The following is a 22,758-nucleotide window of genomic DNA, read 5'->3' on the forward strand; positions in this document are numbered from 1 at the left end:
GGGGACACCGATGACTGCTGTTGCTGCTACTGCATCCTTTTCGATCAAGGATTTTTTCAAGAGCTTCATGTTGGTGGAGCTGGTCAAGGGCATGGCCCTGACGGGTCGCTATGCGTTTCGACGCAAGGTGACCGTTCAGTTCCCTGAAGAGAAGACGCCTTTGTCACCTCGCTTTCGCGGCCTGCACGCGCTGCGCCGCTACGAAAACGGCGAGGAGCGCTGCATCGCCTGCAAGCTGTGCGAAGCCGTGTGCCCGGCGCTGGCGATCACCATCGAGTCCGATGTGCGTGCGGATGGTTCGCGCCGCACCACGCGCTATGACATCGACCTGACCAAATGCATCTTCTGCGGCTTCTGCGAAGAAAGCTGCCCGGTGGACTCGATCGTGGAGACGCAGATCCTGGAATACCACGGCGAAAAGCGCGGCGACCTGTATTTCACCAAGGACATGCTCCTGGCCGTCGGGGACCGTTACGAGACCGAGATCGCTGCAGCCAAGGCGGCCGACGCCAAGTACCGCTGAGCGCGGCTCCTGAACCCCTACAAAGACCCGATTCATGGACGCCAAGACTGGTTTCTTCTATCTGTTCTCGGTCGTGCTGCTGTTTGCAGCCTTCCGGGTCATCACCGCACGCAACCCCGTGCATGCGGTGCTGTATCTCATCCTCGCGTTTTCCCAGGCCGCTGCCATCTGGCTGCTGCTGAAGGCGGAGTTCCTCGCCATCGCCCTGGTGCTGGTGTACCTCGGCGCGGTGATGGTGCTCTTCCTGTTCGTGGTGATGATGCTGGACATCCACATCGATTCCATCCGGCAGGGCTTCTGGCGGCACTTTCCGCTGGCCGCATTCATCGGCGCGCTGATCGCCCTGGAAATGGCGGCCGTGCTGATGGGCGGCTTCCGTGGAATGGACGAGCCCAAGGCGGTTGCGGCCGTGGTCGATGCGGCGGGCCATGTGCTGCCTTACTCGAACACCAAGGCGCTGGGCAAGCTGCTCTACACCGAGTACCTGTACCCCGTCGAGATCGCAGCGGTCATCCTGCTGGTGGCGATGATCGCGGCCATCGCGCTCACCTTGCGCCAGCGCAAGGACAGCAAGGCGATCAATCCATCGCAGCAGATCCGTGTGCGCGCCAGCGATCGGGTGGCGCTGGTGAAGGTCGCCGCGACGCAAAAGCCTGCAGAGGAGGCCGCGGCGATGCCCGCGGCCGAGGAGAAGAAGGCATGACATTGACCCTGGGCCATTTCCTGTCGCTGGGCGCGATGCTGTTCGCTCTCGCTGTCATCGGCATCTTCCTGAATCGCAAGAACCTGATCGTGTTGCTGATGGCGATCGAGTTGATGCTGTTGGCCGTGAACATGAATTTCGTCGCGTTCTCGCACTATCTGGGCGACATGCACGGACAGGTGTTCGTGTTCTTCATCCTGACGGTCGCCGCGGCAGAGTCGGCCATCGGCCTCGCGATCCTGGTGCTGCTGTTCCGCAACAAATCCAGTATCAACGCGGAAGATCTCAACACCCTCAAGGGTTGAGTCGCCGGTACATGCAAGGTCCTCAAGAATGAGCCAAACCCTTTCTGCTTCGACACTGCTCGCGGTGCCCATGGCACCGCTGGTGGGATCCGCCCTGGCGGGTATCTTCGGCACCGCATTCGGCGGCAACCGGATCGGCCGGCGGCTGAGCCACACGCTGACCATCCTCGGCGTGCTGGTGGCCTTCGTGCTCTCGGCCATGACGCTCAAGAGCGTGGCCATGGACGGCGCGCGCTTCAATGAAACGCTCTACACCTGGATGGTGGTCGGCGGCCTCAAGATGGAAGTCGGCTTCCTCGTGGACAGCCTCACGGCCATGATGATGTGCGTGGTGACCTTCGTGTCGCTGATGGTGCACATGTACACGATCGGCTACATGGAAGAGGACGACGGCTACAACCGTTTCTTCGCCTACATCTCGCTGTTCACCTTCTCGATGCTGATGCTCGTCATGAGCAACAACCTGCTGCAGCTGTTCTTCGGTTGGGAGGCGGTGGGGCTGGTGTCGTACCTGCTGATCGGCTTCTGGTTCAACAAGCCGACGGCGATCTTCGCCAACATGAAGGCGTTCCTGGTGAACCGCGTGGGCGACTTCGGCTTCATCCTGGGCATCGGCCTGATCGCGGCGTACACCAACACGCTGAACTACGGCGAGATCTTCGGCAAGGCCAGCGAGCTGGGCGCGCTGTCGTTCCCGGGCACCAGCTGGATGCTGATCACCGTGATCTGCATCTGCCTGTTCATCGGTGCGATGGGCAAGAGCGCGCAGTTTCCGCTGCACGTCTGGCTGCCGGACTCGATGGAAGGCCCCACGCCCATTTCCGCCCTGATCCACGCTGCCACCATGGTGACGGCTGGCATCTTCATGGTGTCGCGGATGTCGCCGCTGTTCGAACTGTCGGACACCGCGCTCAACTTCATTCTCGTGATCGGTGCGATCACGGCGCTGTTCATGGGCTTTCTGGGCATCATCCAGAACGATATCAAGCGCGTGGTGGCCTATTCCACGCTGTCCCAGCTGGGCTATATGACGGTGGCGCTCGGTGCCTCCGCCTACTCGGTGGCGGTGTTCCACTTGATGACGCACGCGTTCTTCAAGGCGCTGCTGTTCCTCGGCGCGGGCTCGGTCATCATGGGCATGCACCACAATCAGGACATCCGCTGGATGGGCGCCGTGCGCAAGTACATGCCCATCACCTGGATCACTTCGCTGCTGGGTTCGCTGGCACTGATCGGCACGCCGCTGTTCTCGGGCTTCTATTCGAAGGACAGCATCATCGAAGCCGTGCATGCCAGCACGCTGCCGGCGGCGGGTTTTGCCCACTTCGCCGTGCTGGCGGGCGTGTTCGTCACCGCGTTCTATTCGTTCCGCATGTACTTCCTGGTCTTTCACGGCAAGGAACGCTACGACCAGAACCCCGACGCACACCACGGTGATCACCATGCCCATGACGACCACCACGGCCATGGACACGATGCCAAGCCGCACGAGTCGCCCTGGGTCGTCACCGTGCCGCTGATCCTGCTGGCCATTCCTTCGGTGGTCATCGGCTTCCTGTTCATTCAGCCCATGCTGTTCGGCGACTTCTTCAAGGACGTGATCTTCGTCGATGCCGCCAAGCACCCTGCCATGGCCGAATTGGCAGAAATCTTCCATGGCCCTGTGGGCATGGCGCTGCACGGCTTGCAGACCGCGCCGTTCTGGCTGGCGCTGGCGGGTGTGGCCGCTTCCTACTACATGTACATGATCAATCCGGCCCTGCCGGCAGCTATCAAGCGCATCTTCCATCCGATCTATGTGCTCTTCGAGAACAAGTACTACCTCGACTGGATCAACGAGAACATCATCGCGCGGGGCGCGCGTGCACTGGGCATGGGTTTGTGGAAGGGCGGCGACCAAGCCGTGATCGACGGCGTGCTGGTCAACGGCTCCTGGAAGCTCGTGGGCCGCGTGGCGGGTGTCGTGCGCTGGTTCCAGACGGGCTACATCTACCACTACGCTCTGGTCATGATCCTGGGCATCTTCGCGCTCATGACGTACTTCGTGTGGCTCAACAAGTAGAGGAAAAATAAAAATGGGTTTGTTGAGTCTTGCCATCTGGGTGCCGATCGCGTTCGGCGTCCTGCTGCTGGCCTTCGGGCGCGACGAGCACGCACGCGCCGTGCGCTGGCTGGCCCTCATCGGTGCGCTGGTGGGGCTGGCCGTCACGGTGCCGCTGTATGGCGGCTTCGAAGCCACGTCCGCCGCAGCGCAGTTCGTCGAGAAGGCGCAGTGGATCGAGCGCTTCAACGTGCACTACCACCTGGGCGTGGACGGCATCTCGTTCTGGTTCGTGCCGCTCACGGCGTTCATCACGGTGATCGTGGTGATCGCGTCGTGGGAGTCGATCACCGAGCGCGTGAACCAGTACATGGGCGCGTTCCTGATCCTCTCGGGCCTGATGATCGGCGTGTTCAGCGCGCTCGATGGCCTGTTGTTCTACGTGTTCTTCGAAGCCACGCTGATCCCGATGTACCTCATCATCGGCATCTGGGGCGGCCCCAACAAGATCTACGCAGCGTTCAAGTTCTTCCTGTACACGCTGCTCGGCTCGCTGCTGATGCTGATCGCGCTGATCTATCTGTACAACCAGTCCGGCGGCAGCTTCGACATCGCGACATGGCACCAGCTGCCCCTGTCTGCGCGTTCGCAGACCCTGCTGTTCTTCGCTTTCTTCGCCGCCTTCGCGGTGAAGGTGCCGATGTGGCCGGTGCACACCTGGCTGCCCGACGTGCACGTGGAAGCCCCCACCGGCGGCTCCGCCGTGCTGGCGGCCATCATGCTGAAGCTGGGCGCCTATGGCTTCCTGCGCTTTTCCATGCCTATCGCCCCCGACGCGGCGCGCGAATGGGCCTGGCTGATGATCGCGCTGTCGCTGGTGGCCGTGATCTACGTGGGCCTGGTGGCAATGGTGCAAAAGGACATGAAGAAGCTGGTCGCGTATTCGTCCGTGGCGCACATGGGCTTCGTGACGCTGGGCTTCTTCATCTTCAACGACCTGGGCGTGTCGGGCGGTCTGGTGCAGATGATTGCCCACGGCTTCGTGTCGGGCGCCATGTTCCTGTCGATCGGCGTGCTGTACGACCGGGTGCATTCCCGTGAGATCGCTGCCTATGGCGGCGTGGTCAATACCATGCCCAAGTTCGCCGCCTTCGCGCTGCTGTTCGCCATGGCCAATTGCGGCCTGCCGGGCACCGCTGGTTTCGTGGGCGAATGGATGGTGATCCTGGGCGCGGTCAAGGCCAATTTCTGGATCGGCCTGGCTGCTGCCACGGCGCTGATCTTCGGCGCGGCCTACACGCTGTGGATGTACAAGCGCGTGTACCTCGGCCCCGTCGCCAACGACCACGTGAGGGACCTCAAGGACATCGATGCCCGCGAGTTCCTGGTGATGGCCGTGCTTGCCATCGCCGTGCTTTACATGGGCCTGTACCCACGTCCTTTCACCGACGTGATGGACGCTTCGGTGGCGCAGCTGCTCAAGCACGTGGCGCTGTCCAAGCTCAACTGACCAGACTGAAACGAGAGACTCGAGATGATTGACAACATCAGCTGGCTGGCGGTGTATCCGGAGATCGTGCTCCTGGTCATGGCCTGCGTGATCGCGCTCGTGGACCTGGGCGTGACCAGCCCACGGCGCACGGGCACCTACGTGCTCACCATGCTCACCCTGACAGTGGTGGCCGTGCTGCAGGCCCTGTATGCCAACACCGGCAACACCTTCTACGGCTTCGGCAACATGGTGGTGAGCGACGCCATGGGCAACTGGCTCAAGTGCTTCGCCACCGTGGCCATGATGGTCACGCTGGTCTATGGCCGTCCTTACGCAGGGGACCGCGACATGCTGCGCGGCGGCGAGTTCTTCACGCTGTCGATGTTCGCGCTGCTGGGCATGTTCATCATGATCTCGGGCAACAACTTCCTGGTGATCTACCTGGGCCTGGAATTGCTCACGCTGTCCAGCTACGCGCTGGTGGCCCTGCGCCGCGACCATGCGACCTCGACCGAAGCCGCAATGAAGTATTTCGTGCTGGGCGCGATGGCCAGCGGCTTCCTGCTGTACGGCCTGTCGATGATCTACGGCGCGACCGGCTCGCTCGACATCGGCCAGGTGTTCAAGGCGGTCAATTCCGGCCAGATCCGGCACCAGGTGCTGGTGTTCGGCTTGGTGTTCGTGGTGGCGGGCCTCGCGTTCAAACTGGGTGTGGTGCCTTTCCACATGTGGATTCCCGACGTGTACCAGGGCGCTCCGACGGCGGTGACGCTGATCATCGGCGGCGCGCCGAAGCTGGCGGCCTTCGCCATCACCATCCGCTTGCTGGTGGACGGGTTGTTGCCGCTGGCCATCGATTGGCAGCAGATGCTCGCCGTGCTGGCCATCGGCTCGCTGCTGGTGGGCAATCTGGCGGCCATCGCCCAGACCAACCTGAAGCGCATGCTGGCGTACTCCACCATCTCGCAGATGGGCTTCGTGCTGCTGGGCCTGCTGTCGGGCGTGGTCAACGGCAATGTGGATGCCAACGCGGTCGAGAACGCCTACAGCTCCTCCATGTTCTACGTGGTGAGTTATGTGCTGACCACGCTGGCGAGCTTCGGTGTGATCCTGCTGCTGGCCCGCGAAGGCTTCGAAAGCGAAGAAATCTCCGACCTGGCGGGCCTTAACCAGCGCAGCCCGCTGTATGCCGGCGTGATGGCGGTGTGCCTGTTCTCGCTGGCTGGCCTGCCGCCGCTGGTGGGCTTCTACGCCAAGCTGTCGGTGCTGCAGGCCCTGGTGGCTTCGGGCCAGACGCTGTACATCGCCCTGGCCGTTTTCGCTGTAGTGATGTCGCTGATCGGCGCCTTCTACTACCTGCGCGTCGTGAAGGTGATGTACTTCGATGCGCCGCTCACCGCCGCGAACGTGTCGGCCCCGCTGGACGTGCGCATGGTGCTCACGCTCAACGGCGCGCTGGTGCTGGTGCTGGGCCTGCTGCCCGGCGGCCTGATGGCGCTGTGCGCCGACGCCGTCGTGCGTGCGCTGGCGACCTGAGCGCGCTCGGGTTTCTTTCTTCGCAAGGCCGTTGCCCCTCCCGTGTCCGCCACCGCGTCCATCTGGCTGGTGATCGTGCTGGCGGCCATCGGGGCCAACCTGCCATTCCTCAGCCAGCGCTGGCTGCTGGTGGGCCCGAAGGCGGCGCCCACCAAGCCCATGGCGGCGCGCCTGGGCGAGATGGTCCTGCTTTACTTTCTGGTCGGTGGCATCTCGCTGCTGCTGGAGCGCCGCGTGGGTCAGATCGCGCCCCAGCAGTGGGAGTTCTACGCGATCACCGCCACGCTGTTCATCACGCTGGCGTTTCCCGGGTTCATCTACCGCTACCTGGTGCGGCGCAAGGCCTGACGGCCCGGGCCACACCTGTCGGCTGCAGCGCTCCCCCTTTCCCCTTTCCCTTCCTCGTTGCTTTCCCCTCGCCATGAAAGTGCTGGATCTCCATTGCGCACAGGGCCATGCCTTCGAGGGCTGGTTCGGGTCCGAGGCCGACTTTCAAAGCCAACTGGCACGCGATCTCGTGCAGTGTCCTTTGTGCGGCAGCAGCGAGATTCGCAAGGGCCTGAGTGCGCCCCGCCTGAATCTGGGGGCCTCTCCGAGTCCGGCCGCTGCCGCGGCTCGCGCCAGCGAAGCAGACGCGGCTGGCACTGCGGTGGCAGCCCCGCCGTCTATGCCCATGGGCGATGCGGCCTTGCATGCCGCCTGGCTGCGGATGGCCCGGCACATCGTGGCCAACACCGAGGATGTGGGCCCGCGCTTTGCGCAGGAGGCGCGCCGCATGCACCACGGCGAAGCCGAAGAGCGCGGCATCCGTGGCCAGGCCAGCGCCCAGGAGGCCGCCCAGCTGCTGGAAGAGGGCATCGCCGTGCTGCCCTTGGCGCTGCCAGACGCGGCCAAGAAAACGCTGCAATAGCCGGCGGACGGCCACCGCCTCCCGGGCGCAGGCATTACATCGGCGCCGTCACTGCGTGAACTGCAGTGCTGCCAGCCGGGCATACACGCCGCCCTGCCGCACCAGATCCGCATGGCGCCCTTCTTCCACGATCTGCCCCTGGTCCATCACCACGATGCGATCGGCGTTCTGTACCGTGGCCAGCCGGTGGGCGATGACGAGGGTGGTGCGCTGGCCGCTATGGCGCTGCATGGCGGCGTCCAGCGCGGCCTGCACCATGCGTTCGCTCTCTGCATCGAGCGCGCTCGTGGCCTCGTCCAGCAACAGCAGCGGGGGGTTCTTGAGCAGGGCGCGGGCGATCGCGATGCGCTGGCGCTGTCCGCCTGACAGGCGCACGCCACGCTCGCCCAGGAAGGTGCCATAGCCCTCGGGCAGTGCCATGATGAACTCGTGCGCGAAGGCGGCGCGCGCGGCCTCTTGCACTTCCTGCTCGGTGGCGTCCGGACGGCCGTAGCGGATGTTGTCCAGGGCCGAGGCGGAGAAGATCACGGCATCCTGCGGCACGATGCCCACATGGGCGCGCAGATCACCGAGTGCCAAGTGCCGGATGTCCACGCCGTTCAGCGCGATGCCGCCGCCTGCGGCATCCACGTCATAGAAGCGCTGCAGCAGCTGGAACACCGTGGTCTTTCCCGCGCCGCTGGCGCCCACCAGCGCGACGGTTTCGCCGGCGGACAGGTGCAGGTCGAAGCCGCGCAGCGCCGGCGCCTGCGGCCGCGAGGGGTAGTGGAACGCCACCCGGTCGAAATCCACGCGCAGCCCGCCGCCCGTGTCCGGCAGCGCCACGGGCTGTGCGGGGCTGGCGATCGGCGAGCGGCTGGCGAGCAGCTCCATGAGCCGTTCCGTGGCCCCGGCCGCGCGCAGCAGGTCGCCGTACACCTCGCCGAGCACCGCCACGGCGCCCGCGAGGAACATGACGTAGATGACCGTCTGGCCCAGGTGGCCGGCCGACATTTCACCCGCCAGCACGGCTTGGGTGCCCCGGTACAGGCCCCACAGCAGCAGCGCCGCATTCGCGATCACGATGAAGGCCACCAGCGCCGCGCGTGCCCGGCTGCGGCGCACGGCGGTCTGGAAGGCGTTCTCGGTGGACTCGTCGAATCGGCGGGCTTCGCGCGACTCGGCGGTGTAGCTTTGCACGGCGGGCACGGCATTGAGCACCTCGGCCGCGATGGCGCTGGAATCGGCCACCCGGTCCTGGCTGGCCCGGGAGAGGCGGCGCACCCAGCGGCCGATCCACAGCGTGGGCAGCACCACGACCACGATGGCCGCGAACACCACGGACATGATGTACGGGTTGGTCCACACCAGCATCGCCAGCGCCCCCACGCCCATCACCGCGTTGCGCAGGCCCATCGACAGCGACGAGCCGACCACGGTCTGCACGAGCGTGGTGTCCACGGTCAGGCGTGACAGCACTTCGCCGGTCTGCGTGGTTTCGTAGAACTGCGGGCTTTGCTGCAGCACATGCGCATAGACGGCGTTGCGCAGGTCGGCCGTCACGCGCTCGCCCAGCCAGCTCACGGTGTAGAAACGCGCAGCGGAAAACAGCCCCAGCGCCACGGCCACGGCGAACAGCAATCCGAAATGCTCGCGCAGCGCCATGGCTTGCTCGCCGCGCGAAGCGCCCACCAGCCCGCCGTCGATGAGTTCGCGCAGCGCCAGCGGAAACGCGAGCGTGGCCAGCGCCGCCAGCACCAGGAAGACCAGAGCGAGCGCAATGCGCCCGGCGTAAGGCCGAAGAAAAGGCAGCAGGCCGCCGAGCGATCGGGGAGCGCCGGCGGGGGGGGATGTGGTGGAGGAGGGCATGGGCGCCAGTGTAGGAGCCCACGCCCGGATCGGCATGCGCCTTGCCGGGAAGCCCGCCATCGGATGGTATTGCTATTGATTTGATAGCTGTCTTGGCAATGGAATCTAGGGCGTGAAGCGGATTTCATTCAAACCCATGATCGGAAAGGGATGCCTGCCCTGGCCCGTGGCGGTGCACCCCCGGAGGTGGCAGTGCGGGCCGCCGGCCGGGTAGGCGTTTATACATAGGCATTTGTCCCAGTATCTGCGCAGCGGGCGCGCGCCTTAGGATGCGGTGCAACCTAACGCAGGCCAGGGTGCCTCGCTCCCCCGGGCGAAGCGCCCCGCCCAGCACCACAGCACACCACGGAGCGGCCAAGGCGCAATGAGCGACGTCATTCTCGAAACCCACAGCCTGACCAAAGAGTTCAGAGGCTTCACCGCGGTCAGCGATGTCAATCTCGCGGTCCGCCGGGGCTCCATCCATGCGCTGATCGGCCCCAACGGCGCTGGCAAGACCACCTGCTTCAACCTGCTGACCAAGTTCCTGGAGCCGACCTCCGGCGTGATCCGGTTCAACGGCGAGGACATCACGCGCGAGCGGCCCGCGCTGATCGCCCGGCGCGGCGTGATCCGCTCGTTCCAGATCTCCGCCGTGTTCCCGCACCTCACGCTGCTGGAAAACGTGCGCATCGGCCTGCAGCGCAAGCTGGGCACGGCCTTTCACTTCTGGCGCAGCGAACGCAGCCTGCAGCAGCTCGACGGCCGCGCGATGGAACTGCTGGCCGAGGTGGGCCTGCAGGACCTGGCCGACGAGACCACCGTGAACCTGCCCTACGGCCGCAAGCGCGCGCTGGAGATCGCCACCACGCTGGCCATGGAGCCCGAGCTGATGCTGCTGGACGAGCCCACGCAGGGCATGGGCCACGAGGACGTGGACCGCGTCACGCAGCTCATCAAGAAGGTTTCGGCCGGCCGCACCATCCTCATGGTGGAGCACAACATGAAGGTGATCTCCACGATCGCCGACCGCATCACCGTGCTGCAGCGCGGCGCCGTGCTGGCCGAGGGGCCGTACGAGGAGGTCTCGCGCAACCCGCAGGTGATGGAGGCCTACATGGGCACCACCGATGGACAGCTGCAAGGAGCCCACGCATGAGCGCGCCGGCCCTCGAGATCAGCGGCCTGCAGGCCTGGTACGGCGAGTCGCACGTGCTGCATGGCGTGGACATCACGGTACAGCCCGGCGAGGTGGTGACCCTGCTGGGCCGCAACGGCGCGGGCCGCACGTCCACCATGCGCGCCGTGATGGGGCTGACCGGCGCCCGCAAGGGCTCCGTGCGCATCCATGGCAAGGAAACGATCCAGATGCCCACGCACCGCATCGCGCACCTGGGCGTGGGCTATTGCCCGGAAGAGCGTGGCATTTTCGCGAGCCTGTCGTGCGAAGAAAACCTGCTGCTGCCCCCGGTGCTCAAGACCGGCACGCAGGGCATGTCGGTCGATGAGATCTACGCCATGTTCCCCAACCTGGCCGAGCGCCGCCACAGCCAGGGCACGCGGCTGTCGGGCGGCGAGCAGCAGATGCTGGCGGTGGCGCGCATCCTGCGCACCGGGGCCAAGCTGCTGCTGCTCGACGAAATCTCCGAAGGCCTGGCGCCGGTGATCGTGCAGGCCCTGGCCCGCATGATCACCACGCTGCGCCAGAAGGGCTATACCGTGGTGATGGTGGAGCAGAACTTCCACTTCGCCGCGCCGCTGGCCGACCGCTTCTACGTGATGGAGCACGGCCGCATCGTGGAGCAGTTCGGCGCTGCCGAGCTGCAATCCAAGATGCCCGTGCTCAACGAACTGCTGGGCGTCTGAGCCGGCGCGGGCCTGCTTCGACCCGCGTTTTCTGCAGCGCACCCGATCCCCTTTCCATCGAAGACCCAAGGAGACAAAGACATGAAAAAGATGAACCTCAAGGCACTCGCCGTCCTGCTGGGGGCCGCGGGCCTCGCGACGTTCTCCGCGCAGGCGCAGGACAAGGTGAAGATCGGCTTCATCACCGACATGTCCAGCCTGTACGCCGACGTGGAAGGCAAGAACGGTGCGGTGGCGATCCAGATGGCCATCGACGACTTCGGCGGCAAGGTGCTGGGCCAGCCCATCGAGCTGCTGAGCGCGGACCACCAGAACAAGGCCGACATCGCCGCATCGAAGGCGCGCGAATGGATCGACACGCAGGGCCTGACCATGCTGTTCGGCGGCACCAACTCCGGCACGGGCCTGGCGATGGCCAAGGTGGCGCAGGAGAAGAAGCGCGTGTTCATCGTCAACGGTGCGGGCTCCTCGGCGCTCACCAACGAGCAGTGCAGTCCCTACACGGTGCACTACGCTTACGACACCGTGGCGCTGGCCAAGGGCACGGGCGGCGCGATCGTGGGGCAGGGCGGCAAGGACTGGTTCTTCCTCACGGCCGACTATGCGTTCGGCGCCGCGCTGGAGGCCGACACGGCCAAGGTGGTCAAGGAAAAGGGCGGCAAGGTGGTGGGCAGCGTTAAGCACCCGATCAACGCGTCGGACTTCTCGTCCTTCCTGCTGCAGGCGCAGAACTCCAAGGCGCAGATCCTCGGCCTGGCCAATGCCGGCGGCGACACCATCAACGCCATCAAGGCCGCGCGCGAGTTCGGCATCAACAAGACCATGAAGATGGCCGGCCTGCTGGTCTTCGTGACCGACATCCACAGCCTGGGCCTGAAGAACACCGAAGGCCTGCTGCTCACCACCAGCTGGGACTGGAACCTGGACGACAAGACCCGCACCTTCGGCCGCAAGTTCTTCGCCAAGACCAAGCGCATGCCGACCGACATCCAGGCCGCCGACTATTCGGCCACCATGAACTACCTGAAGGCGGTGGAAGCCGCCAAGACGCTCGATGCCGACAAGGTGATGGAAAAGCTCAAGTCCACGCCCATCGACGACTTCTACGCCAAGGGCGTGATCCGCCCTGACGGCCGCTTCGCGCACGACATGTATCTGGTGCAGGTGAAGGCCCCGGCCGAATCCAAGGAGCCCTGGGACTACTACAAGGTCGTGAGCAAACTGCCCGCCGACCAGGTGTGGACCACCAAGGCCGAGAGCAAATGCGCGCTGTGGAAATGAGCTGACGCGCACGATCGAAAAAAACACATCCGAGATCAGGAGACAAAGCCATGAAAAACAGACAACTCACCCGACTGGCCCTGGCGCTGGGCGCCCTGGGCCTGGCCGCATCGGCGGTGCAGGCGCAGGACAAGGTCAAGATCGGCTTCATCACCGACATGTCCAGCCTGTATGCCGACGTGGAAGGCAAGAACGGCGCGGTGGCGATCCAGATGGCCATCGACGACTTCGGCGGCAAGGTGCTGGGCATGCCCATCGAGCTGATGAGCGCCGATCACCAGAACAAGGCCGATATCGCCGCATCGAAGGCGCGCGAATGGATCGACACGCAGGGCCTGACCCTGGTGTTCGGCGGCACCAACTCGGGCACGGCATTGGCCATGGCCAAGGTGGCGCAGGAGAAAAAGCGCGTGTTCATCAACAACGGCGCGGCCACCTCGGCACTCACCAACGAGCAGTGCAGCCCCTACACGGTGCACTACGCCTACGACACCGTGGCGCTGGCCAAGGGCACCGGCGCCACCATCGTCGATGGCGGCGGCAAGAGCTGGTTCTTCCTCACGGCGGACTACGCGTTCGGCCATGCACTGGAGGCCGATGCGAGCACGGTGGTCAAGGCCAAGGGCGGCACGGTGGTGGGCAGCGTCAAGCACCCGCTCAACGCGTCGGATTTCTCGTCCTTCCTGCTGCAGGCGCAGAACTCCAAGGCCCAGGTGCTCGGCCTGGCCAACGCGGGCGGCGACACCATCAACGCCATCAAGGCCGCCAAGGAGTTCGGCATCGGCAAGAGCATGAAGCTCGCCGGCCTGCTGATCTTCTTCAGCGACATCCACAGCCTGGGCCTCAAGACCACCGAAGGCCTGCAGTTCACGACGAGCTGGTACTGGGACCTGAACGACGACACGCGCAAGTTCGCCGACAAGTTCATGGAAAAGACCAAGCGCCGTCCGACCGAGATCCAGGCAGCCGACTACTCGGCCACCATGAACTACCTGAAGGCCGTCGAAGCCGCCAAGAGCACGGATGCCGACAAGGTGATGCAGGCCTGGCGCGGCATGAAGATGAACGACTTCTTCGGCTCCGGCACGCTGCGCCCCGATGGCCGCTACGTGCACGACATGTACCTGATGCAGGTGAAGTCGCCGGCCGAGTCCAAGGGCACCTGGGACTACTACAAGCTCGTCAAGAAGCTGCCCGGCGAGGAAGTGTTCGCCACCCAGGCCGAGAGCAAGTGCGCGGCCTGGAAATGACGCCCATGGCGCGCCGCCCGTTACGCTGACCCTCTTTTTCACCGCTTCACTGCCACTCGCGCCCTCCCATGCAAATCTTCGGTGTCTCACTGCCGGGCCTGTTGAGCCAGCTTCTGCTGGGGCTGGTCAACGGGTCGTTCTACGCCATCCTCAGCCTGGGGCTGGCGGTGATCTTCGGCCTGCTCAACGTGATCAACTTCGCGCACGGCGCGCTGTTCATGCTGGGCGCGATGCTCACCTGGATGGGCATGACCTACCTGGGCATCAACTACTGGGTGATGCTGCTGGCCGCGCCGGTGGTGGTGGGCATCCTGGGGGTGCTGATCGAGCGGCTGCTGCTGCGCTGGATCTACAAGCTCGACCACCTCTACGGCCTGCTGCTGACCCTCGGGCTCACGCTGCTGATCGAGGGGGTGTTCCGCTCCATCTACGGCGTCTCGGGCCTGGGGTACGACACGCCGGAACTGCTGGAAGGCGCGACCAACCTCGGCTTCATGATCCTGCCCAACTACCGCGCCTGGGTGGTGGTGGCCTCGCTCGTGGTGTGCCTGGGCACCTGGTACGTGATCGAAAAGACCAAGCTCGGCGCCTACCTGCGCGCCGGCACCGAGAACCCGCGCCTGGTGGAGGCCTTCGGCGTGAACGTGCCGGTGATGATCACGCTCACCTACGCGTTCGGCGCGGCGCTCGCCGCCTTCGCCGGCGTGCTGGCCGCGCCGGTCTATCAGGTCACGCCGCTCATGGGGCAGAACCTCATCATCGTCGTGTTCGCCGTGGTGGTGATCGGCGGCATGGGCTCGATCATGGGCTCGATCCTCACCGGGCTGGGCCTGGGCGTGATCGAAGGGTTCACCAAGGTGTTCTATCCCGAGGCTTCTTCCACCGTGGTGTTCGTCATCATGGTGATCGTTCTCCTCATCCGCCCCGCCGGCCTGTTCGGCAAAGAGAGATAAGCAGGGGCCGCACGCATGAACTCCCAAAAACTCGCCCCCATCGGCTACGGCCTGCTGCTTGCCGCATTGCTGGCGGCGCCCTTCCTGGGCGCCTACCCGGTTTTCGTGATGAAGCTCATGTGCTTCGCGCTTTTCGCCTCGGCGTTCAACCTGCTGCTGGGCTACACCGGGCTGCTGTCGTTCGGCCATGCGGCCTTCCTGGGCGGCGCGGCCTACGTGGCCGGCCACGCCATCAAGGTCTGGGGCCTCACCCCCGAGCTGGGCCTGCTGGCCGGCACCGCCGGCGGCGCGCTGCTGGGGCTGCTGTTCGGCTGGCTGGCCATCCGGCGCCAGGGCATCTATTTTTCGATGATCACGCTGGCGCTGGCGCAGATGCTGTTCTTCGCCTGCCTGCAGGCGCCGTTCACGGGTGGGGAGGACGGCCTGCAGGGCGTGCCGCGCGGCAAGCTCTTCGGGCTCATCGACCTGTCCAGCGACCTCACCATGTACTACGTGGCGCTGGTGGTGGTGGTGCTGGCCTTCCTGCTCATCGTGCGCACCATCCACTCGCCGTTCGGCCAGGTGCTCAAGAGCATCAAGGAAAACGAGCCGCGCGCCATTTCGCTGGGCTACGACACGCACCGCTTCAAGCTGCTGGCCTTCGTGATCTCGGCCGCGCTCGCCGGGCTGGCCGGCTCGCTCAAGACGCTGGTGCTGGGCTTTGCCACGCTGTCCGACGTGCATTGGACGGCCTCGGGCCAGGTCATCCTGATGACGCTGGTGGGCGGCCTCGGCACGCTGTCGGGCCCGCTGGTCGGGTCGGCCGTGGTCGTGCTGCTGGAAAACAAGATCGGCGAGTTCGGGCACCTGGTCGCCTCGATCACGGGCGTGGAATGGTTCAACACGCTGGGCGAGTCGGTCACCATGGTCACCGGCCTCATCTTCGTGGTGTGCGTGCTGGCGTTTCGCCGCGGGATCATGGGCGAGATCATCGCGCGCCTGCCTCGGCGGGCCGGGCGCAAGGCCTGAGCCGAAGCGGGCGGCGAGATGCGGCCTGGGCCACGCGCCCTCGCTCCCGGCCCCTGCTAAAGCCGCAGCGGCCGGGCGTAGCCGGTCATCTCCAGGTAGCCGCGTCCTGCCACTTTGCCGGCCAGGTCCCGCAACTCGCTGAGTCCCTCCCAGTAGATGGCGCCGGTCGAGGCCTGGCTGTCCAGCTCCTGCGCATCCAGCAGTGCATGCACTTCGAACGATCCGGCCGGCGTATCCACGCGCCACTGCACCGGGTAGCGCGCCTGGCTGGCGGGGCTGGTCCAGTGGCGCTGCGGGGTGAACGCGACGGCCTGCGGCCCGAACACCTGCGTGGTGCCCCCGGCCGCGCGCAGCGAGCCGCCGGCCCAGAGCGCCGAGCCGTCGCCGCGCCGCATGCGAAACGCCGTGAGCGCGCTGCCGTCCTGCAGGTTCATGCCGATCCAGTCCCAGCCCACGGCATCGGGGTGCACCAGCGCATCGCTCCATTCGTGGTCCAGCCAGGCGCGGTTGTCCAGGCTGCCCGGGGCTGTGGCTTCCACAGCCATGCGCCGGCCTGCCAACTGCAGATGCCCGGTCACGGACATTTGCGGCTGGCTGTAGTAGTAGCTGGCCTGCGTGGCGTCCGGCCCCTTGCGCGACAGGCCCTGTGCGCCCTGCAGCAGGACGGGCTGGGTGGTGTCGAACTGCAGGTCCAGCGCGAAGTCGGCCGCTCGAACCTGGGCCGCATAGCGGCTCCCCGCACCGCGGGGAGTGCGAACCAGCGTCCAGTCGCCCAGGCGGATGTCGGTGTCGGCTTCACTGGCCCCGGCGATGCCGAAGCCGGCGCGCGCGATGCGCTGGTCATGGTGCAGCGCGGCGCGGCCCAGGTCGGTCAGCGCGGCATGCGCGAACACCAGTTGTTTGGCGGCGAACGCCGACTGCAGCGGCTGCGCGGCCTCGACCCGCGAGCGAAAGAACGTCACCTGAAACCCCCACAGCCGCCCCGCCGCGCGCGCCTGGCCGGTGATGTACCACCACTCGGTCCGCAGCGCCGGATGGCTGCCATGGTCCTGCGGGAACACCAGCGTGCGGGGGGGGAGGGCGTGGGCGGGTAGCCAGGGCGCGCCGCCAGCCAGGGCCGTGGCCGCCAACCAGGCGCGACGACTCCAGCCAGGCGGCGACAGGGCGAGGGGGGCGAGCGGTTTCATTCCGTCGGTCGAGCGAGGTTGTCCGCTGAAATGGTGCGGTCGCCTGCTGGCGGGGCGGTAAGGTCGGTCAGGCGCATCGGGCCATTGTCACCGCGCGGGGAGAGACGGGTAGCGCGTACCGATCCATGGCACGGGCATGGAGCCGCGTTGGAGGAGCCAAAGACCGAATGGCTGCCGGTTTGCCGCCATGCCGGCACACGTGTTCAGCCCGGCGTCACAGCCCGTAGAACGTGCGATTGGCCTGCATGCGCGCAGCCTCCGATGCGGGAAAGCGCTGGTCGCGCAGCAATTGGCGCAAGGCGTCCCGGCCCTGGTCCTGCGCGCCGGGGGCGTAGAAGGAACTGACGGCCAGTTCGTCCAGCGCGCGCCAGGCGTACACCGCGCCGTCCACGAAAAGGATGTCCGCCGGCTTCGGGATGCGTGCGGCCTGCTGGGCATACAGGTGTGCCAGCGCGAACTCCGAACGCAGGCGGTGGTAGCGTGCCAGCTCGCACAGCGGTTCGGCGCGCTGGGGCCGCTGTGCGTAGGCGGCGAGATAGGCGTCGCGCACCGCGCTGTCGGGCATCTGCAGGCGCTCGGTCAGCACCGCGACCTGGAACAGCGCGTACCACGATTCTTCTTCCCAGCCGCCCATGCCGGCGCGGCGGCGGTACCACTCCAGGCTGTCCTGCAGGCGGCCCGCGTCGCGGTAGCTTTGTGCCAGATAGAACACGTTGCGGGTGTTGTCCGGGTGCTCGCGCAGGTCCTGCTCCAGCACCGCGATGTCGCGCAGGTACGTGTCGGGATCGCGCCCGCGCGCGCCGTCGTGGGCCACCTCGATGACCGGACCCGCCAGCGTCTGCCATGGGCCGTGCGAGGGGGCCGTGAGGTATTCGTGCAGCACGCCTTCCCAGCGCCAGTCCACGCGCGTGGCCACCATGCTGTTGCGCTGGTATTCCCAGCCGTTCATGTCGCACAGGAAGAGGTAGCCGTCGGCATCCAGCGCCGGCCACTGGTAGTGCTCCGGCATGCGCAACTGCTCATCGGCGTCGATGAACAGCAGGTAGCCGGCATGCGGCCGTGCCAGCTCCAGGGCCTCGTTGCGGTTGTGCGCGAAGTTCTTCCACGGGCGTTCGTGCAGGGTTCCGGGAACGTCCTGCAGGAAGCGGCGAACGATGTCCTGCGTGCCGTCCGTGGAACCCGTGTCCACGATGACCCAATGGTCGATGAACGGCCGCACCGAATCGAGGCACCGGGTGATCACCGGTGCCTCGTTCTTCACGATCATGTTGAGGCAGACGCGGGGGCGGATCACTGCGGGTGCCGCGGCACCCGCAGGAACGGAAAGCCGAAGGCGTTCATATCCCGGGATGCCTCACGGAGGGGCGTTACTGGCAATATGCTTCAGCCACCACGTTGGCGACTTCGGTGCAGTTGAACTTGCAGGACCACTGCGTTGCGGACGAGCGATAGGACGATGCGATGACGTTGCGGAAATCGGTTGAATTGCACCCGCCGGACACGACGTTGCCCGCGCTGCAGGTCGCCGTCCGGGTGTCCTCGCCAGTACCGCCGTTGCAATTGGTGGCGGGAGACTGGGACGTGGTCAACGTGCCCACGCTGCCCGTGGCCCCCGTTGCGCCGGTAGCCCCCGTCGTGCCGGTCGGCCCCGTGGCGCCAGTGGTGCCCGTCGCGCCAGTGACTCCGGTGGTGCCCGTCACGCCCTGGATGCCTTGGATACCTTGGGGGCCCGTGGCTCCGGTCGTGCCTGTGGCGCCGGTCACACCCGTTGCTCCGGTGACTCCGGTGGCGCCTGTGGCGCCTGTGGCGCCAGTCACCCCGGTGGCGCCCGTGGCCCCAGTCACCCCCGTCGTACCCGTGGCGCCCGTCGCACCCGCCCCGGTGGCGCCCGTGGCCCCTGTGACGCCGGTCGGGCCCGTCGCGCCAGTGGGGCCCGCGGCTCCGGTCGCACCCGTGGCGCCGGTCGCACCCGTGCCCACGCCCGCCGCGCACTGCGTCAACTGGCCCGTGCCGGCGTCGTAGCAGGTCAGGTTGCTGTTGGTCGGCGAGGCGGACAGGCCAGGCACATAGACCTCGCCCGTGCCTTGCACGCGCAGGCGCTCCTGGCCGCCCTGGCCTTTGATCACGAAGCCGCCGCCTGCGGGCGGCGTCACGGTGATATCGGCAGCCATCACTCCGGCGGCGTGCAGGGCCAGGACGGAACTCAGTGCAGGAGCGACCCAGTAGCGGTGCAGGCGATTCTTGGACATGGCGAAACCCTCTCTTATCTAGCGGTAGTTTGAATTTTCAATGGCGCCTGGCCGGCGCGATGCATCAGCTGAGCCGGCGGGAGTGCGCCGCGAATTCGCGCCGCTTCCAGTACATGGCCATGCCGATCAGCAGCGATAGCAGGATCAGCCCGTACTCGCTGAGCGTCGGAATGGCTGCCACGGTGGTCACGGCGCCGATCTGGACGGTGCCGGTCACGCTGGCAAAGTTGCGCACCACGGTGGCGTTGGGGCCCAGGTTGACCACGGCCGTCGTGCCGCTGGACGACACGAGTTGCACGTTCTGCCCCGGCGCGCCTTGGACGGTGAGCGTGCCCAGCACCGTGATGTTGGTGCCTGCAGGCAGCACGAAGGTGCGGCCGGTGGTGCTGGAGATCGTGAGGTTCTGGAACACGAAATTGCCGCTGATCTGGCTGGTGTTGCCGGGATCGCAGCCATCGCGCAGCACCACGGTGTTGCTACCGGTGCTGACGTTGCCGGTGGAGATGAGATTGCCGCCCACCGAGATGACGCCGTTGCTGCCCGTGACGTTGGAGCCCGAGCCGAAGGTGGCATCGGTGTCCACGGTCACGGTGCCTCCATTGAGGTTCAGCGTGCCTTGCATGTCGAGCGCTGAGCAACCCAGATCCGTCTGGCCCCCCGCAGGCACATCGAGCGACGAGCCCGGCGGGAAGACCCATTGCGCGGCAGCAGGGCTGCACAGGACCACAGTGGCCGCGAACCCGACCAGGAGCCGCCCAAGTGCTTTTTTCATACTGATTTCCTTGATTGATAGGACATGCAAGACGGCCGGTTCACTCCTGTCCGGCCAGCCATGTCCTGGGTCCGCATTGCGGTTTTCTAATTAACTATCGCCGCCGCATCATCGCTAAATAAATACTGGCTTGCAAACAAAATTTAACGCCTGTGACGGCGGTGCATCAATCGGGTAAACGCCCATGGCCACCGGTGCGCTCTTTTTCCGGCCTGCATCGCAGGCCTACCAGTCTTCCTTGACGGCCAGCACCGCCTGCCGTCCCCCTGCCGCGCGCCCCGCCAGCCAGGCGGTCACCGTGCCGGTGGCCAGCACGGCCGCGCAAAGGGCCAGCAGCCGCCACCAGGGCACGCGCAGGTCCATGGTCCAGTGAAAGCTCTGCGGATTGACCACGTGCACCAGCACCACCGACACGGCCAGCCCCAGCAGCGTGCCCGCCACCGCCCCGATGGCCGTCCATGCGGCCCCTTCGCCCGCCACCACCGCCAGCACCTGCCGGCGCGTGAGGCCCAGGTGCGCGAGCAGTCCGAATTCCTTGCGCCGCGCCAGCACCTGGGCGCTGAAGCTGGCGGCCACGCCAAACAGGCCGATGCCGATCGCCACCGCCTGCAGCCAGTAGGTGACGGCAAAGCTGCGGTCGAAGATGCGCAGCGAGCGTTCGCGGATGCCCGCCGCCGACGCGAATTCCAGCGCCCCGCCATTCACCGTGCCCGCGCTGTCCATGGCCTCGCCGGACAGGGTTTTGGCCAGCCCCTCGATCGACTGGCGCAGCGCGGCCTCGTCAACGCCCGGTTGCGGCCACAGCGCCAGGTCGTTCGTGCGCGTGTCGCCGGTCAGGCGCACGAAGTCCGCACGGTCCAGCGTCACCGCACCGAACTGGCGCACATAGTCGCGCCACACGCCCGCTATGAAAAACGGAGCAACCTGCCGGGAGCTTTCTTGCGCCAGCGGCCGAAAAGACTGCGAAAGCGCCGGCCAGTCCATGCCGGGCCGCACGCCGTACAGGTCGAGCACGGCCTCGCTCACGTACACGCCGATGCGCCCCGGTGGTACGGGCAGCGGCGTGCCCACCAGCGGCAGCACCTGGGCCGGTTCGCCGTCCAGCGGCCGGGCCAGCACAGCGATGGCGGGGCGGGCAGGGTCCAGCAACAGGCTGCTGGTGCGCAGGGCCTGCACGCGCGCCACCCCGGGCAGCCGGGCCACCGCCGTGTCGAATCCGGGGGGAAAGGCTGCGATGTCGTCCGCCCCCGCTGAACCCGTCGCGCTGGCCAGGCGCAGGTAGAGCGGAGCGGGCAGCACCGCGTCCAGCCACTGCCCGACCGATCCGCGAAAGCTGCTCACCATCACCGTGAGCGCCACGGCCAGGCTCAGGCTGGCCACCACGCCGCCCACCGCCACGGCGGCGGTGCCGCGCGTGCGGCGTGCGCGCTCCAGGGCCAGCATCGGCAGCAGGTGCCGGCCGGCCAGCGGAGCCAGCCCGCGCAACAGCCCGCCCACGGCCCAGGGCAGCAGGGCGATGCCGCCCACCAGCAGCAGGCCCACCGAGACATAGGCGGCCAGCGGAATGCCGAATACGGGCGGTGCGCCCGCGAGCAGGGCGCCGGCCACGACCAGCAGCAGCGCCAGCCCGCCCTTTTGCGATCCGCCCAGCGCTGCACCCAGGCCCTTGAGTGTCTGCGCGGGCGGCAACTGCTGGGCCGCGCGGGCCGGCCACCAGCCGCCCACGAGCGCCGCGGCCAGGCCCAGCAGGCCATACAGCAGCGCGGCTGGCGCGCTCCATTGCAGTGCCGGCTGCACCCCCGCGAAATAGCCACCGCCCAGATCCCCGCCCAGCCAGCGCAGCGCCAGGGCCGCCAGCGCCGTGCCCAGCGCGATGCCGGCCGCACTGCCCGCCGCGCCCAGCGCCGCCGACTCGGCCAGCACCAGGGCCAAGCGCTGGCGGGGCGTGGCGCCCAGCACGGCCAGCAGGGCGAACTGCGGCGCCCGCTGGGCCACGCTCAGGGCCAGCACCGAGAACACGAGGAACGCGCCGGTGAACAGCGCCACCAGCGCCAGCACGGTCAGGTTGACGCGGTAGGCGCGGGACAGGTTGCTGGTGCGCGCGGTGGCGTCCCCGGGCTGCAGCACCGCCACGCCGGCCGATGCACCGGGCAGGGACTGCAGCGCCTGGCGGAAGGCGTCGGCACTGGCGCCCGGGCGCAGTTGCACGTCGATGCGGCTCAGTTGCCCGCCGCGCTGGAACAGGTCCTGCGCCGCGCCGATGTCCATCACGGCCAGCGGCGCACCGCCCGCGGCCACCGTGCCTGCCACGCGCACCGTGTGCACCTGCAGGCCCACCCGAAGCTGCAACGCCGGCACCACGGCATCGCCGCGCAGCCCGAGCGCCTGCAGGGCCGCGCCGTTCAGGAACACCGTGGCCGGTGCCAGCAGCGCCAACGGGTCGGCGCCTTCGAAGGCACGGGGCATCAAGGCCGGCGCCATCGTCGGCAGCAGCAGCGCATCGGCCCCCACCACGCGCAAGGCCACCGGGGCGGGATCGGGCGCGCCGGGCACGCTGGCCTGGGCGGACACCTCCAGCACCGGACCGGCCCGCGCCACCAGTGGGTGCGTGGCGACCGGGCCGTACAGCGCTTCCGGCAGGCTGCCTTGCGCCGCGCGCAGTTCCAGGTCGGGCTGGCCGTTGACGCTGCGCACGGCCTGCGCGAATTCCGACAGGGCCGACGCATTGATCACATGCACCGCGAAGGCCAGCGCCACGCCCAGCATGACGGCGGCCACTGCGGCTGCGGCGCGCCAGGGGTGGTGGCGCAGTTCCTGCCAGGAGAAGGTGCGCAGCAGGCGGAGCATGGGGGGCG

20 protein-coding genes are annotated in these 22,758 nt (G+C 66.9%); 14 read left to right on the forward strand and 6 right to left on the reverse strand.

The features are described from left to right. The first annotated feature begins 10 nt into the window (after positions 1-10). The 8 genes from nuoI (at position 11) to M5C98_RS06335 (ending at position 7,510) form a co-directional block, all read left to right on the forward strand. A complete protein-coding gene (nuoI, locus tag M5C98_RS06300) occupies positions 11-523 on the forward strand; it encodes an NADH-quinone oxidoreductase subunit NuoI (protein ID WP_272551654.1) in 513 nt (170 codons plus the stop codon). Positions 524-557: 34 nt separating this feature from the next. Then, positions 558-1,226, forward strand: a complete 669-nt coding sequence (locus tag M5C98_RS06305) for an NADH-quinone oxidoreductase subunit J (RefSeq protein ID WP_272551655.1) — start codon at positions 558-560, stop codon at positions 1,224-1,226. Continuing rightward, on the forward strand, positions 1,223-1,531 hold the full coding sequence (gene nuoK, locus M5C98_RS06310) for an NADH-quinone oxidoreductase subunit NuoK (protein WP_005793248.1): 309 nt from the start codon (positions 1,223-1,225) through the stop codon (positions 1,529-1,531). The genes M5C98_RS06305 and nuoK overlap by 4 nt, the downstream gene beginning before the upstream one ends. Before the next feature lie 28 nt (positions 1,532-1,559). Continuing rightward, positions 1,560-3,593 (forward strand): NADH-quinone oxidoreductase subunit L, encoded by a 2,034-nt coding sequence (nuoL, locus tag M5C98_RS06315; protein WP_272551657.1) that lies wholly within the window; start codon positions 1,560-1,562, stop codon positions 3,591-3,593. A gap of 13 nt (positions 3,594-3,606) precedes the next feature. Continuing rightward, positions 3,607-5,082, forward strand: a complete 1,476-nt coding sequence (locus M5C98_RS06320) for an NADH-quinone oxidoreductase subunit M (RefSeq protein ID WP_272551659.1) — start codon at positions 3,607-3,609, stop codon at positions 5,080-5,082. 24 nt (positions 5,083-5,106) lie between these two features. Continuing rightward, the gene (gene nuoN / locus M5C98_RS06325; RefSeq protein WP_272551660.1) at positions 5,107-6,600 is read left to right on the forward strand and encodes an NADH-quinone oxidoreductase subunit NuoN; all 1,494 of its coding nucleotides are present in this window, start codon (positions 5,107-5,109) and stop codon (positions 6,598-6,600) included. A gap of 42 nt (positions 6,601-6,642) precedes the next feature. Beyond that, entirely contained in the window at positions 6,643-6,948 is a 306-nt protein-coding gene (locus M5C98_RS06330; RefSeq protein WP_272551662.1) for a DUF2818 family protein, read from the forward strand. Between the two features lie 73 nt (positions 6,949-7,021). Beyond that, on the forward strand, positions 7,022-7,510 hold the full coding sequence (locus M5C98_RS06335; protein ID WP_272551663.1) for a DUF1178 family protein: 489 nt from the start codon (positions 7,022-7,024) through the stop codon (positions 7,508-7,510). A 48-nt stretch (positions 7,511-7,558) separates the two neighbouring features. Here M5C98_RS06335 and M5C98_RS06340 read toward each other — a convergent pair whose 3' ends face one another. After that, a complete protein-coding gene (locus M5C98_RS06340) occupies positions 7,559-9,358 on the reverse strand; it encodes an ABC transporter transmembrane domain-containing protein (protein WP_272551664.1) in 1,800 nt (599 codons plus the stop codon). 364 nt (positions 9,359-9,722) lie between these two features. On the opposite strand from M5C98_RS06340, the gene M5C98_RS06345 reads away from it, so the two are divergent. The 6 genes from M5C98_RS06345 to M5C98_RS06370 all read left to right on the forward strand — a co-directional run bounded on the left by M5C98_RS06345 (position 9,723) and on the right by M5C98_RS06370 (position 15,695). Further along, complete coding sequence (locus M5C98_RS06345; protein WP_272551665.1) at positions 9,723-10,496, forward strand: ABC transporter ATP-binding protein; 774 nt, start codon at positions 9,723-9,725, stop codon at positions 10,494-10,496. Further along, complete coding sequence (locus M5C98_RS06350) at positions 10,493-11,203, forward strand: ABC transporter ATP-binding protein (protein ID WP_272551666.1); 711 nt, start codon at positions 10,493-10,495, stop codon at positions 11,201-11,203. The genes M5C98_RS06345 and M5C98_RS06350 overlap by 4 nt, the downstream gene beginning before the upstream one ends. A gap of 81 nt (positions 11,204-11,284) precedes the next feature. After that, positions 11,285-12,484 (forward strand): ABC transporter substrate-binding protein, encoded by a 1,200-nt coding sequence (locus tag M5C98_RS06355; RefSeq protein WP_272551667.1) that lies wholly within the window; start codon positions 11,285-11,287, stop codon positions 12,482-12,484. 50 nt (positions 12,485-12,534) lie between these two features. Next, positions 12,535-13,734: an ABC transporter substrate-binding protein gene (locus M5C98_RS06360; RefSeq protein ID WP_272551669.1), complete on the forward strand. Its 1,200-nt coding sequence runs from the start codon at positions 12,535-12,537 to the stop codon at positions 13,732-13,734. Between the two features lie 68 nt (positions 13,735-13,802). Beyond that, complete coding sequence (locus M5C98_RS06365; protein WP_272551670.1) at positions 13,803-14,687, forward strand: branched-chain amino acid ABC transporter permease; 885 nt, start codon at positions 13,803-13,805, stop codon at positions 14,685-14,687. A gap of 15 nt (positions 14,688-14,702) precedes the next feature. After that, entirely contained in the window at positions 14,703-15,695 is a 993-nt protein-coding gene (locus M5C98_RS06370; RefSeq protein ID WP_272551671.1) for a branched-chain amino acid ABC transporter permease, read from the forward strand. 56 nt (positions 15,696-15,751) lie between these two features. Here the strand turns inward: M5C98_RS06370 and M5C98_RS06375 are convergent, their stop codons facing one another. The 5 genes from M5C98_RS06375 to M5C98_RS06395 all read right to left on the reverse strand — a co-directional run bounded on the left by M5C98_RS06375 (position 15,752) and on the right by M5C98_RS06395 (position 22,750). Then, positions 15,752-16,882, reverse strand: coding sequence for a lipocalin-like domain-containing protein (locus tag M5C98_RS06375; protein ID WP_272551674.1), 1,131 nt, complete (start codon positions 16,880-16,882; stop codon positions 15,752-15,754). Positions 16,883-17,096: 214 nt separating this feature from the next. Further along, positions 17,097-18,149 carry a tetratricopeptide repeat-containing glycosyltransferase gene (locus tag M5C98_RS06380; RefSeq protein WP_272553184.1) on the reverse strand — a complete coding sequence of 351 codons (1,053 nt, stop codon included), beginning with the start codon at positions 18,147-18,149 and terminating at the stop codon, positions 17,097-17,099. Between the two features lie 100 nt (positions 18,150-18,249). After that, positions 18,250-19,131 (reverse strand): collagen-like protein, encoded by an 882-nt coding sequence (locus M5C98_RS06385; RefSeq protein WP_272551676.1) that lies wholly within the window; start codon positions 19,129-19,131, stop codon positions 18,250-18,252. Positions 19,132-19,195: 64 nt separating this feature from the next. Then, complete coding sequence (locus tag M5C98_RS06390) at positions 19,196-19,903, reverse strand: IPTL-CTERM sorting domain-containing protein (RefSeq protein ID WP_272551678.1); 708 nt, start codon at positions 19,901-19,903, stop codon at positions 19,196-19,198. A gap of 225 nt (positions 19,904-20,128) precedes the next feature. Next, a complete protein-coding gene (locus M5C98_RS06395; protein WP_272551680.1) occupies positions 20,129-22,750 on the reverse strand; it encodes an ABC transporter permease in 2,622 nt (873 codons plus the stop codon). Positions 22,751-22,758: the final 8 nt, after the last annotated feature.

Source organism: Acidovorax sp. NCPPB 3576 (genome assembly GCF_028473605.1).
Lineage (GTDB): Bacteria > Pseudomonadota > Gammaproteobacteria > Burkholderiales > Burkholderiaceae_C > Paracidovorax.